Genomic DNA, 12506 nt, shown 5'->3' with positions numbered 1-12506 from the left:
GCTCGTCGCAGCCGGCAAGCCGAAGATCGTCGCCCTCGTCGCAACCATGCGAAAGCTCCTCACCATCCTCAACGCTATCATCCGGGACGCAAAACCATGGCAAAACGCTTGACGCCGAAGACAGTCGCTCTCCCCCAGGGGAGAAGGGGAAACCGCGAGCTTGACTTCCTTTCATGGCTCGGCGTCGCGGTACTTCCCTTCTCCCCGCGGGGAGAAGGTGCCCGAAGGGCGGATGAGGGGCTCCGGTTGCTGTGTGACGTGGTTCTCTCGCCGCGCAGACGCGCGGATGCGTGGTTTGGGCAGGCGGTTCGGGTTTCAGGAGGGCAAGGGCATGGTGGCGCAGAAGGGCAAGGATCTGCTGTTGAAGATCCACAATGGGACGGGTTACGAGACGGTGGCGGGGCTGCGGTCGAAGCGGCTGGCGTTCAATGCCGAGACGGTCGATGTGACCGATGCGGAGAGCGCCGGGCGATGGCGGGAGTTGCTGGGCGGGGCGGGCGTGCAGCGGGCTTCGGTTTCGGGCGCCGGTATCTTCAAGGATGCAGCGTCAGACGGGCTGGTGCGGGGCGCGTTCTTCAATGCGTCGATCTTGAACTGGCAGATCGTCGTGCCCGATTTCGGCAGCGTGACCGGAGCATTCCAGGTGACGGCGCTCGAGTATTCCGGGCAGCATGACGGCGAGATTCTGTTCGAGCTGGCGCTGGAATCGGCCGGTGCACTGACCTTCGGGGCGCTCTGATGCGGGCGGCGGGGGCGAGGGCGAACCGCAGGCGCGGCGAGATCGAGGCGGTCGTCGATGGCGAGCGGCGGATCTTGTGCCTGACGCTCGGGGCACTGGCCGAGCTGGAGACGGCTTTCGCGGCCGACGATCTCACAGGGCTCGCCGAGCGGTTTTCGGCCGGGCGGCTGAAGGCTGAGGACATGATCCGCATCATTGGCGCCGGGCTTCGCGGCGGCGGCAATCTCTATTCCGATCAGGACGTTGCCGAGGCGAGCGTCGAGGGCGGCATTGCCGGTTTTGCGGCTGTCGTCGGCGAATTGCTGATCGCGACTTTTGCAGAACCGCAGACAGAGGCAGGCGGCTCCTCCCTCCGCCCCCTCTAGCCGCAGCGGGCGGGACCGCAGCACGCGCCGGGCCATTTCCCTGGGCGCGCGTGTTGCATACCGGTCTCTGCCTGCTGCGGCTTTCTCCCGATGCTTTCTGGGCGATGACGCCCGTCGAGTTTTTCGCCGCGGCCGGTGGAATGGTGCCGCGGGCCGCGGGGTTTTCGCGCGACGGGCTGGCTGAAATGATGGCGCAGTTTCCGGATGGGGTGGGATGACGGCCTCATGCTATGATCCCGAGGTCACCGGATTCGGAGCTGAGATGGGGCAGGCGGACGGTATCTTTGCGAAGGGAACGATCACCTTTCCCTTCACGGATTGGGACGAGCGGCCGGCGGAGATGTTCGGCTGGTCGAGCGAGCGGCTGGACATGCTCTCCGCTGAACTGGCAAAGGGCGAAAGCAGCGCATTCATGATCGTCCGGGACGGGCGTCTGATCTACCGCTGGGGCGACATCGCCTTCAAGTCGAGCGTCGCATCGGTGCGCAAGAGCCTCGTCAATGTGATCTACGGCATGCTGATTGCCGAAGGACGGATCGATCCGCAGCAGACGCTTGCCGATTTCAATATTGACGACATGACGCCGCTGACGGCGAGTGAGCGCAAGGCGACGGTCATGGATCTACTGCGCGCACGCTCGGGCGTCTACCTGCCGTCGGTCTACGATACGGCGGACGGCAGGCCCGACAGGGGCAGCGATCCGCCTGGAACGCACTGGTTCTACAACAACTGGGATTTCAACGTTCTCGGTACGATCGTCGAGCGGGCGACCTGCGAGAATGTGCTGGAGGCGCTTGCGTCCCGCCTGGTGAAGCCATTGCGCATGCAGGATTGTGCGCCGGGTGACGGGTGGTTTCAGAACGGGCCGGAGTCCATGCATCCGGTCTACAAGATCCAGATGTCGGCGCGGGATCTGGCGCGCGTCGGGCTTCTCTATCTCCGGCATGGGCGGTGGGGCGCAAAGCAGCTCGTGCCGCAGAGCTGGGTGCGGGAAAGCACGCGGCCGCATTCGGAGGTTGGCGCCGGGCGTGCGTATGGATTGCTCTGGTGGGTGACGAAGGCGGATGCCGAAGACGATCCGATAGCGGTGCATGTGCCGATGTTTTACGCCAGCGGTTGGGGCGGGCAGTATCTGATCGTGCTGCCGGAGCTCGATCTCGTCATCGTGCACCGCTCGGCAACGGCGCTGCGGGCTGGCCGCGGCGTCAGCCATGTGCAGATGGGCGAGATCCTGCGGCTGGCGCTTTCGGCGATGCCACAACGGGGCTGAGCTTCACAGTTTTCAGGAGACATCGATGGAAGGTGACGATACCGGGCTTGGCCAGATGGCCGGGCAGGCCGATGAACTGCGCCGCGCGCTTGAGGATCTGGAGGGCCGGTCGCGGTCTTTCGGATCGGCGCTCAGCGGTGCGCTCCGAAGCGCCGTCAGCGGCGGCAAGGGGCTCGACGATATCCTGCGCGGGCTTGGAAAACGGCTGGCCGATATCGCGCTTTCGGCGGGAATGAAGCCGCTGGAGGGGCTGATCGGCGGCGCCGTATCCGGGCTTGCGGGTGGACTTGGCAAGATCGTGCCCTTCGCCGATGGCGGGGTGGTTTCGGCGCCGAGCTATTTCCCTCTCGGCGGCAATGTCGGGCTGATGGGCGAGGCGGGCAGCGAGGCGATCCTGCCGCTGAGGCGCGGGCCGGATGGGGCGCTGGGCGTGGCGGCAGCGGGCGGCGGCGGGACTCAGATCGTCTTCAATGTGACGGCCACCGATGCGCAGAGCTTCCAGAAGAGCGAGGCGCAGATTTTGGCGATGCTGGCGCGCACGGCGATGCGCGGCCAGCGCAATCTGTGAGGCTGAGATGAGCGGGTTTCATGAGGTGCGATTTCCGTTGCGGCTGTCGCTTTCGACGAGCGGCGGGCCGGTGCGGCGGACCGATATCGTCAATCTGTCGAACGGCCGCGAAAGCCGCAACAGCCGCTGGCGCGATGCGCGGCGGAGCTACGATGCCGGGTCGGGCGTTCGCTCGGCCGGCGACCTTTACGAGGTGCTGGAATTTTTCGAGGCGCGGAGCGGCGAGCTCTATGGCTTCCGTTTCCGCGATCCGCTTGACTGGAAATCCGGAAGGCCTGACCAGCCGGTAACTGCGCTCGACCAGATGCTGGGCACCGGCGACGGGGCGAAGGCGGCGTTTCAGCTGGTGAAGATCTATGGCGATGCGGCGGCAAGCAATGCGCGGCGGATTGCGAAGCCCGTGGCTGGCAGCGTGGTGATTGCCATCGATGGGGTCGTGATGGCCGGAACCAGCTACCTTTGCGACGTGGCGGCGGGGATCGTGACCTTTCTGCCGGGCAGCATTCCGGCGGCCGGGGCGCGGGTGACCGCGGGCTTTGAGTTCGATGTGCCGGTGCGCTTTGCGACCGGGCGGATCGACGTGAACCTGACTGCCTTCAACGCCGGGCGAATCCCGGCCATTCCGCTGACGGAGATCCTGCCATGAGGACAATCGGTTCGGAACTCAGGGCGCATCTCGATGGCGATGCGACGACGGTCTGCCATGCCTGGCGCGTGACGCGCAGCGATGGCGTGGTGCTGGGCTTTAGCGAGCATGACCACGACCTCACTTTCGCAGGCACGGTGTTTCTGGCGGCCAGCGGCTTTTCGGCAAGTGGTACCGAGGAGAATACGGGCCTGCCTGCGGCGACCAGTGAGGTGACCGGCGGTTTTTCGAATGCGGCGATCAGCGAGGCGGATCTGCAGCGCGGGCTTTATGATGGCGCGCGCGTCGAGGTGTTTCTGGTCAACTGGGCGATGCCGGATCAGCATCTGCTGCTGAAGGTGCAGGAGATCGGCGAAGTGACGCGCAGCGGCGGGCAGTTTCGCGCCGAGCTGCGCAGTTTCACGCACCGGCTGAACCAGCCGCAGGGACGGCTCTATGGTCGCCGCTGCGATGCGGCGCTCGGCGATGTCAGATGCGGGATCGATGTGACGCAAAGTCAGTTTTGCCGCGAGGGCGTGCTGGCTGCGGTCATCGATGCGACACGGATCGCCGTATCGGGGCTGAGCGCCTTTCCGGATGGGTTTTTTCGCTATGGGACGATTGCGTTTCTCGACGGGGAAAACGCCGGCGAACGGCTGGATATCGAGGCGCATGGCGCGGCGGGAGCCGAGGTCGAGGTGACGCTGTGGCTGCCGGTGGCGCGGGCGCCGGACGCGGGGTGCCGGGTGCTGTTGACGGCGGGTTGCGACAAGGCGTTCGGCACCTGCCGGACCAAGTTCGCCAACCAGCGGAATTTCCGCGGCTTCCCGCATATGCCGGGCGCCGACTTTGCCTATACCTATGCGGATGGCGGCAGGATCCATGACGGGAGCGCGCTCTTCAAATGACTGCAATCAACCAACGGGCGCTTTCGGCCGTCGAGAGCTGGATCGGCACGCCCTACAGGCACCAGGCGTCTGCCAAAGGCATCGGCTGCGACTGCCTGGGGCTGATCCGCGGTATCTGGCGGGAGCTCTACGGCATCGAGCCGGAGATGCCGCCGCCCTATGCGCGCGACTGGGCCGAGCGGAGTGGCGAGGACCGGCTGCTCGATGCAGCGCTACGGCATTTCGGTGCGCCGGTTCCGGTGGAGGCGATGATGCCGGGCGATCTGCTGCTGTTTCGCTGGCGGCCGGATGTAGCGGCCAAACATGCCGGCATCTTTGCCGGGGAGAAGAGTTTCATCCATGCCTATGAGCAGGCGGCCGTGATCCGTTCGGTCTTGGTGCCGAGTTGGCGGCGGCGGGTAACGGCGGTGTTCCGGTTCCCGGAGGTTGTGCCGAAACTTGAAAATTGAAGCGCATACCTGTATGTTTCAGGAGTGGTGAGCGGAGTTCGCGCTCCGCCTACCCGTTGCTTACCTTTGGAATATGACCCGGATGGCTATTGACCAGCCCGTCCGGGTTTTCCGAAGACTAAGCGTGATACCAAGTGGCGAGAACCACATCGCATCACCTCCTTGATCGAGAGCAAGGCCCTTGCCGAGGCTGGAGAGGCCCATCCTCTCCAGTACGACGGCTGGTCTCGGCGCTTCCGCTTCTGCTCACGACTGCAGCAATCCAACACAATCATTGCGGGAAAAATCAAGTGCCGTGTAAGCGGCGCTGGCGACTCGCTGCGAGGTTTGCATGGCCACTCTCCTTCTTCAGGCGGCGGGTGCCGCGCTGGGCAGCGTTTTCGGTCCCGTGGGCGCGATCATCGGCCGGGCGGCGGGGGCGCTGGCGGGCAATGCGCTCGACCGGGCGCTAATCGGCGGCGGCCAGACGGTACGTGGTGCGCGGCTTTCGACGGCACGGATTCCCGGCGCCGACGAGGGGACGTCGATCAACCGGGTCTATGGCGCGGTGCGCATCGGCGGGACGATGATCTGGGCGACTCGTTTCGAGGAAGTGGTGACCACCGAACGGACGGGGGGCAAGTCCTCGTCGGGGCCGAAGGTCGAGACGTTCCGCTACTTCGCCAATTTCGCGGTCGGGCTCTGCGAGGGCCCTGTTGCCTGCATCAGGCGCATATGGGCCGACGGCAAGGAACTCGACCTGACGGCGATCGAGATGCGGTTCTATCCCGGTGACACTGAACAGCTGCCCGATCCGCTGATCGAGGCCAAGCAGGGAACGGGCATGGCGCCGGCCTATCGCGGGCTCGCCTACGTCGTGTTTGAGCGGCTGCCGCTCGACAGCTACGGCAACCGCATCCCGCTGATGCAGTTCGAGGTGGTGCGGGCGGTCGGAGAGCTGGAGGAGCAGGTCCAGGCGGTCTGCATCATTCCTGGGGCGACGGAGCATGGCTACCGGACCGTGGCGGTCTCGGAAAAGACCGGTGCGGGAAGCGGCCGGCTGCTCAACCGCAACAGCCTGCAGGGGCTGACCGACTGGGACGGTTCGATCAGCGAGCTGACGGCGGTCTGTCCGAACCTCAAGCGGGTGGCACTTGTCGTCTCCTGGTTCGGAACGGACCTGCGGGCCGGCAATTGCCGAATCGTGCCCGGTGTCGAAGTGCAGGCGCGCAATGCCGAAAGCAGTCCATGGTCGGTATCGGGCGTATCACGGGCGCACGCCCATCTGGTCAGCCGCCGCGACGGCGGGCCGGCCTATGGCGGGACGCCGGATGATCTGAGCGTCGTCTCGGCGATCGCCGATCTCAAAGCGCGGGGGCTGGAGGTCTATCTCTATCCGTTTGTGATGATGGATATCGAAGGCGGCAATGCGTTGCCGGATCCCTATGGCGGCAGCGGCCAGGCGGCCTATCCCTGGCGCGGGCGGGTAACATGCCATCCAGCGATCGGCCAGCCGGGATCGGCGGACCGGACGGCGGCAGCGCGGGCGCAGATCGAGGCGTTCAGAGGCGCAGCGCAGGCCGGACATTTCGGCATCTCTGGGCAGCGGGTGATCTATAACGGCGGCGAGGAGAGCTACCGCCGGTTCATCCTGCATTATACGCAGCTCGCAAAGGCGGCGGGTGGCGTTTCGGGTTTCATCATCGGCTCGGAAATGCGCGGCCTGACGCAGGTGCGCGACGAGACCGGAGCCTTTCCGTTCGTCAATGCGCTGGTGGCTCTGGCGGCCGATGTGAAAGCCCTGCTGCCGCAGGTGAAGCTGACCTATGCCGCGGATTGGAGCGAATATTCGGGCTACCGGCCGGATGACGGCAGCGGCGATGTCTATTTCAATCTCGATCCGCTCTGGGCTTCGAGTGCGATCGATGCTGTCGCCATCGACAACTACATGCCGCTTTCCGATTGGCGCGACGCCGATCTGGCGGCTGCGAACCCGGACGGGATGCTGGCCGCGGACGACAAGGCCGGATTGATAGCGGCGATTGCAGGCGGCGAGGGGTTCGACTGGTATTATGCCGGTGATGCCGACCGGAAGGCGCGGGTGCGAACGCCGATTGCCGACGGTCTCGCGGGCAAGCCCTGGGTCTACAGGTACAAGGATATCGAGGGCTGGTGGGCGAGCCGGCACTACGACCGCGTCGGCGGGGTTGAAAAAGCGGCGCCGACCGGCTGGCAGGCGGGGATGAAGCCGATCTGGTTCACCGAGCTCGGCTGCGCGGCGATCGACAAGGGCGGCAATCAGCCGAATGTCTTTGCCGATCCGAAATCGGCCGAGAGTGCGGCGCCCTATTTCTCCAGCCGGGCGCGCTCCGATGCCATGCAGCGGCGGTTTCTGGAGGCGCATCACGCCTGGTGGAGCCGTCCCGGCGCTGCGGCCGGCATGGTCGATCCCGCCCATCTTTTCCTGTGGTCGTGGGATGCACGGCCCTATCCGGCCTTTCCACTGGAAACGGATATCTGGAGCGATGGCGCCAACTGGCGCAGCGGTCATTGGCTCAATGGCAGGCTGGGGGCGGGGAGCCTGGCGGATGTGATGGCCGCGGTGTTTCGCGATCATGGCTTCCATGATTTCGATGTCTCGGAAGTGTCCGGTGACCTGACCGGCTATGTGCAGGGCGACATGACTTCGGCGCGCAGCCTGATCGAGCCGCTGCTGGAAGCCTTCCAGATCGACGCCTTCGAGGATGGCGGTTTGCTGCGGTTTCGCTCGAGAGCGCGGGCGAGCCTGCCTCCCACTGAAATCGCTGTGCTTGCCGATATCGACGATCGCCCGTTGTGGCAGGAAACCCGCGGACATGACAGCGATCACGCCGCCGAGGCCGTTATCACCTTTTACAATCCCGATGCCGCCTACGAGCAGGCGGGCGTGCGTTCGCACCGGGCGCAATCGGCGACGAGCCGCGTGCTGAAGAGCGATCTTCCCGCGGTGCTTGCGGAGGAAACGGCGTTGAATGCCGCCGAAGCACTGCTGCGCGACAACCGGATCGGCAGACGGTCGGTGCGCTTTGCGCTGCCGCCTGGCGCGCTGCAGTTTCAGTCGGGTGATGTGGTGACGATCACCGATGGGCCGCCGGGGCGGTTCCTGATCGCGTCGATCGAAGACGGAGGCACGAGAGAGGTCGAGGCGCGCGAGTTTGCGCCATCGGCGGGCGCGGCACCAGCTGAAGAGGCCGGCGGCAGGAACGGCAGCGGCCAGCCATCGAGCCTGTTCGATCCGGTGGTTCAGCTGATGGATCTGCCGCGATTTGCGGCGGGCGAGGCGGCAAGTTTTGCAAGGGCCGCGGTCTTTGCGCGTCCCTGGAAGACGGCCGGGCTGTCATCCTCGGTGACCGGGGAAGGCTATCGTGGGCGGGCGCTGATCGAGCGGCCGGCGCGGATCGGGGTGCTTACGGCGCCGCTGTCGGCCGGGGTGGCGGGGCGTTTCGACTGGTCGGCAAACGTGGAGCTGGAGCTGCCGTTCGGGGAGCTTTCGTCGGCATCGGCGGTCGCGGTGCTGAACGGGGCGAATATGCTTGCGGTGCTTTCGGGCAATAGCAGCTGGGAGGTTCTGGCTTTTCAGCAGGCCGAGGAGATTGCGGCCGGGCGCTGGCGGCTGAGCGGATTGCTGAGAGGGCTGGCGGGGTCGGAGGATGCGATGGGCGCCGGAGCGGAGGCGGGTGCTTCTATCGTCGTGCTCGACGAGGCGGTGGTGCCGCTCGGGCTCGGCGGCGACGAGATGGGGCTGCGGCTCAACTGGATCGTCGAGGCGTCAGGGGTATCAGGAAAGATAGGTCCCTTTGTCTTCGAGGGCGGGATGAGGGCGGAGACGCCGATTTCTCCCGTTCATCTGCGCGCGGCGAGAGACGCTGCGGGTGCTGCGTGCTTCTCCTGGATCCGGCGCGGGCGTGTCGACGCCGATAACTGGATGGCTGCGGATATTCCCCTCGACGAACCCTTCGAGCGCTACCGGGTCGAGGTGATGAGCGGGGCGGAGGTCAAGCGGCTGGTCGAGGTCTCTGCCGCGGCCTGGACCTATCCGCTAGCGGGAGAGATTGCCGATTTCGGCAGTCCGCAGGCCGAGTTGACGATCCGCGTGCGGCAGATGGGCCAGCGCATGCCGCTCGGGCTCGCAGCGGTGGCAACGATGACGATGTGATTTTCAACGAAAGGAATGGTCATGGGTGATTTGAAGAACTGGTATCATTCAAAGACGATCTGGGGTGCGCTGATCGCCATCGGCGCGTCGGTTCTGCATGCGGCGGGAATCGATATCGAGGCGGGCGACCAGAGCCAGATCGTCGATTCTATCGTCAATATTTCCGGCGCGATCGGCGGGCTTCTGGCCATCTACGGACGACTGACGGCGAATGCGGCGATCCGCTGAAACGGTGTTTCGAGAAAGAGGCCGGCAGCGGCATCAAGAGCTTCTGCCGCCTCATCTTTCGGCTGTGAATATCGTTAGAGAAATACAGTCAAGAATTGTTCTAAACCTCCGTCATTACAGTGCATTCATTTGCCATTCAGGTCACGTGAGTACATAGTCGGGCCAAGTTGGAACCACGTTGGAAGCATTGCACATGGCCTCTCCTCTGAGCGTCGTAGCCTTGGCCGCAGGGCTGGCTGTATCGGCGCCCTCACCGGACGACTCCCGCACTCTCGTGGTGCGCGTCTCGGGCGATTGCAGCGCTGCCGCGCAGCAGGTCGTCGAGCAGACGGGTGGCCAGCTGCTTTCGGTTCAGCCCTCGGGCGACACCTGCATCATCACCGTGCTCGTTCAGGGCAACGGCCAGCGCCCCCGCAAGGTAACCGTCAGGGTTCCGATGTAGGCGGAATCGGCCTATGAAACTCCAGTGACACAATCGAGGTGAGAGCGGACCGATGCGCATTCTGGTAGTCGAAGACGACGTCAATCTGAACCGGCAGCTGAGCGACACGCTGAAAGAGGCGGGCTATGTCGTCGATCAGGCTTTCGACGGCGAAGAGGGACATTTCCTCGGCGACACCGAGCCCTATGACGCGATCATCCTCGATATCGGCCTGCCGGAACTGGATGGCGTCAGTGTTCTCGAAAAGTGGCGGGGTGCTGGGCGCGGCATGCCGGTGCTGATCCTGACGGCGCGCGACCGCTGGAGCGACAAGGTGGCGGGCATCGATGCCGGCGCCGACGACTACGTGACCAAGCCTTTCCACGTGGAAGAAGTGCTGGCGCGTATTCGCGCACTGATCCGCCGCGCCGCCGGTCATTCCTCCTCGGAGATCGTCTGCGGACCTGTCCGGCTCGATACCAAGACCTCGAAAGCCGTCGTCAACGGCGTGGCGCTGAAGCTGACCTCGCACGAATACCGGCTGCTCTCCTATCTCATGCATCACATGGGCGAGGTCGTCTCCCGATCGGAACTTGTGGAGCATATGTACGACCAGGATTTCGACCGTGATTCCAATACGATCGAAGTCTTCGTCGGACGTCTGCGCAAGAAGATGGGCGTCGACCTGATCGAAACGGTGCGCGGTCTCGGATACCGCATTCAAGCGCCGGCCTGATGCGCATAAAGTCGCTCACCGCACGCGTTCTCCTGTTGACGACCGTATGGTCGACCGTGGCGCTTGTGGTGATCGGGCTGTTGATCTCGACGCTCTACCGCCGCAGCGCCGAGCGCGGCTTTCAGGATCTGCTGCGCGCGCAGCTCTATAACGTCATCAACTCGGTCACGATCGGCGATCAGGGCGCGCTGGCAGGCAGCCCGCAGCTCGGCGACCTGCGTTTCGCCCAGCCGCGCACCGGCTGGTACTGGGTGGTGGAGCCGCTCGGCACCTATACGGCGGCACCGCTGGTCTCGCCCTCGCTGGGCTCGGCGACCATTCCCGTTCCTTCGGTGCTCGAAGCGCCTTTCGACAAGAACTACGAGCGCTATTACCAGGTGACCGATGCCAGCGGAAACCGGGTGCAGGTGGCCGAAACGGAAGTGGTGCTCGACACCGATGGCCGCGCGGCGCGCTTTCGCGTCAGCGGCAATGTCGAAGTCGTCGAAAGCGACGTCAGCAACTTTTCCCACAGCCTTTATCTGGCGCTTGCCGGCTTCGGTGTCGGCAGTCTGATCGTCAACGCGCTTGCCATTCTCTTTGGCCTCAAGCCGCTGGATAAGGCGCGCGCGGCGCTGGAGCGGATCCGCGCCGGCGAGAGCGAACAGCTGAAGGGCGATTTCCCGCGCGAGATCCTGCCGCTTGCCAATGAGGTCAATGCGCTGATCGACAGCAACCGCCGCATCGTTGAGCGCGCCCGCATGCAGGTCGGCAATCTGGCGCATTCGCTGAAGACGCCGATTGCCGTGCTGCTCAACGAGGCGCGGGTGCTGGAGCGCTCGCATGGCGAACTGGTGAAGAGCCAGGCCGAGGCGATGCAGGGGCAGGTGCAATCCTATCTCAACCGTGCCCGCATTGCCGCGCAGCGCGAAAGCGTGCTGGCGCGCACCGATGCGGAGCCTGCGCTCGAGCGGCTGGTGCGCGTCATGCGCCGCCTCAACGTCGACAAGGAATTCGAGCTTTCGGTCGCTCCGCCGCATCTGGCGGTGGCGATGGAGCAACAGGATCTGGAAGAGACGGTTGGCAATCTGCTGGAGAATGCAGCGCGTTTCGCCGTTCACAAGATCAAGCTCACGGCGGTGGAAGCTGCCGACGACGTCAAAGGCGCCGAAAGCAGCGGCCGCAAGCATTGGGTGGAACTGGTCGTCGAGGACGACGGGCCGGGTCTGGAGCCCGATCAGATGAAGGAAGCGCTGAAGCGCGGCAAGCGGCTGGACGAAAGCAAGCCGGGAACCGGGCTTGGCCTTTCGATCGTCACCGAGATCGCCAACGAGTATCAGGGCCGGCTGGAACTCTCCCGCGGTGAGGCGGGCGGTCTGCGGGCACGGCTAATTTTGCCGGGTCTTACAAAGGATGTTGCGTGAGCAATTGCTTGATGTCACAAAGACATAGGCAAGTGCATAGCATGCTTTGCCTTAAAGCCGACACGAGCACATGTGCATCTGGCGGCGTTGATTTGTTCTTTTCTGCTGGTTCGACAGAATGATGTTACGCGCGAATGCCATGATCGTCTCCTCGCTTTTGGTTGCCGTTGCGGTGAGCGGCTGCACGACAACGAAGAGCAGCACTTCAGGCGGCATGTTCTCCCGCAAGCCCTCTGCCTCGGCGAGCTTCATCTCCGCGCTGCAGGGCGGCATTGCCGGACGCAGCGGCATAGAACTCAGCGACAGCGACAAGCAGCGGGCGCTCGAAGCCGAATACCGGGCGCTCGAGGGTGCCGCGGTCGGTCAGCCGGTCGTCTGGAGCGGCCGCAATGTCAGCGGCAAGGTCGTTGCCGCAGCGCCCTATCAGGTCGGCTCGCAGAATTGCCGCCAATACACTCACACGCTGACAGTCGATGGCAAGGATACCGCAGTGCGCGGATCGGCCTGCCGCAACAGCGACGGAAGCTGGTCGCCGCTCGGCTAGACCAACCGGCATTCAGCCCATGCTGGGCTCAAATGGCGCTTCTCCACGCTTCCGGTGCTCACGTACGTTCCCCGCA

At 64.7% G+C, this 12506-nt stretch carries 14 protein-coding genes and 1 pseudogene; all 15 read left to right on the top strand.

Annotation, left to right across the window (positions count from 1 at the left end):
- Positions 1 to 112: pseudogene (locus AC1DIJ_RS27100) on the top strand (IS110 family transposase); the annotation flags it as partial.
- 219 nt (positions 113 to 331) lie between these two features.
- A complete protein-coding gene (locus tag AC1DIJ_RS27095) occupies positions 332 to 739 on the top strand; it encodes a phage major tail protein, TP901-1 family (protein WP_112390713.1) in 408 nt (135 codons plus the stop codon).
- Complete coding sequence (locus AC1DIJ_RS27090; RefSeq protein ID WP_112390714.1) at positions 739 to 1104, top strand: gene transfer agent family protein; 366 nt, start codon at positions 739 to 741, stop codon at positions 1102 to 1104. The genes AC1DIJ_RS27095 and AC1DIJ_RS27090 overlap by 1 nt, the downstream gene beginning before the upstream one ends.
- Positions 1038 to 1322 carry a rcc01693 family protein gene (locus tag AC1DIJ_RS27085; protein WP_112390715.1) on the top strand — a complete coding sequence of 95 codons (285 nt, stop codon included), beginning with the start codon at positions 1038 to 1040 and terminating at the stop codon, positions 1320 to 1322. Before AC1DIJ_RS27090 ends, AC1DIJ_RS27085 begins: the two co-directional genes overlap by 67 nt.
- A complete protein-coding gene (locus tag AC1DIJ_RS27080) occupies positions 1319 to 2374 on the top strand; it encodes a serine hydrolase domain-containing protein (RefSeq protein ID WP_477831677.1) in 1056 nt (351 codons plus the stop codon). The genes AC1DIJ_RS27085 and AC1DIJ_RS27080 overlap by 4 nt, the downstream gene beginning before the upstream one ends.
- A 25-nt stretch (positions 2375 to 2399) precedes the next feature.
- The gene (locus AC1DIJ_RS27075) at positions 2400 to 2942 is read left to right on the top strand and encodes a phage tail tape measure protein (RefSeq protein ID WP_112390716.1); all 543 of its coding nucleotides are present in this window, start codon (positions 2400 to 2402) and stop codon (positions 2940 to 2942) included.
- 7 nt (positions 2943 to 2949) lie between these two features.
- Entirely contained in the window at positions 2950 to 3588 is a 639-nt protein-coding gene (locus AC1DIJ_RS27070) for a TIGR02217 family protein (protein WP_112390717.1), read from the top strand.
- Complete coding sequence (locus AC1DIJ_RS27065) at positions 3585 to 4475, top strand: baseplate hub domain-containing protein (RefSeq protein WP_112390718.1); 891 nt, start codon at positions 3585 to 3587, stop codon at positions 4473 to 4475. The genes AC1DIJ_RS27070 and AC1DIJ_RS27065 overlap by 4 nt, the downstream gene beginning before the upstream one ends.
- Positions 4472 to 4924, top strand: coding sequence for an NlpC/P60 family protein (locus AC1DIJ_RS27060; RefSeq protein ID WP_112390719.1), 453 nt, complete (start codon positions 4472 to 4474; stop codon positions 4922 to 4924). Before AC1DIJ_RS27065 ends, AC1DIJ_RS27060 begins: the two co-directional genes overlap by 4 nt.
- Before the next feature lie 331 nt (positions 4925 to 5255).
- On the top strand, positions 5256 to 9098 hold the full coding sequence (locus AC1DIJ_RS27055) for a baseplate multidomain protein megatron (protein WP_112390720.1): 3843 nt from the start codon (positions 5256 to 5258) through the stop codon (positions 9096 to 9098).
- A gap of 21 nt (positions 9099 to 9119) precedes the next feature.
- Positions 9120 to 9326, top strand: coding sequence for a hypothetical protein (locus AC1DIJ_RS27050; RefSeq protein WP_112390721.1), 207 nt, complete (start codon positions 9120 to 9122; stop codon positions 9324 to 9326).
- Positions 9327 to 9519: 193 nt separating this feature from the next.
- On the top strand, positions 9520 to 9768 hold the full coding sequence (locus tag AC1DIJ_RS27045) for a hypothetical protein (protein ID WP_112390722.1): 249 nt from the start codon (positions 9520 to 9522) through the stop codon (positions 9766 to 9768).
- Positions 9769 to 9820: 52 nt separating this feature from the next.
- Entirely contained in the window at positions 9821 to 10483 is a 663-nt protein-coding gene (locus AC1DIJ_RS27040) for a response regulator transcription factor (RefSeq protein WP_112390723.1), read from the top strand.
- Positions 10483 to 11886 carry a sensor histidine kinase gene (locus tag AC1DIJ_RS27035; RefSeq protein WP_112390724.1) on the top strand — a complete coding sequence of 468 codons (1404 nt, stop codon included), beginning with the start codon at positions 10483 to 10485 and terminating at the stop codon, positions 11884 to 11886. The genes AC1DIJ_RS27040 and AC1DIJ_RS27035 overlap by 1 nt, the downstream gene beginning before the upstream one ends.
- A gap of 118 nt (positions 11887 to 12004) precedes the next feature.
- A complete protein-coding gene (locus AC1DIJ_RS27030; RefSeq protein ID WP_112390725.1) occupies positions 12005 to 12430 on the top strand; it encodes a hypothetical protein in 426 nt (141 codons plus the stop codon).
- The last annotated feature ends 76 nt before the right edge of the window (positions 12431 to 12506 follow it).

Source organism: Rhizobium sp. 10N427, from assembly GCF_056394605.1.
This window is presented reverse-complemented; position numbering and strand designations above follow the sequence as displayed.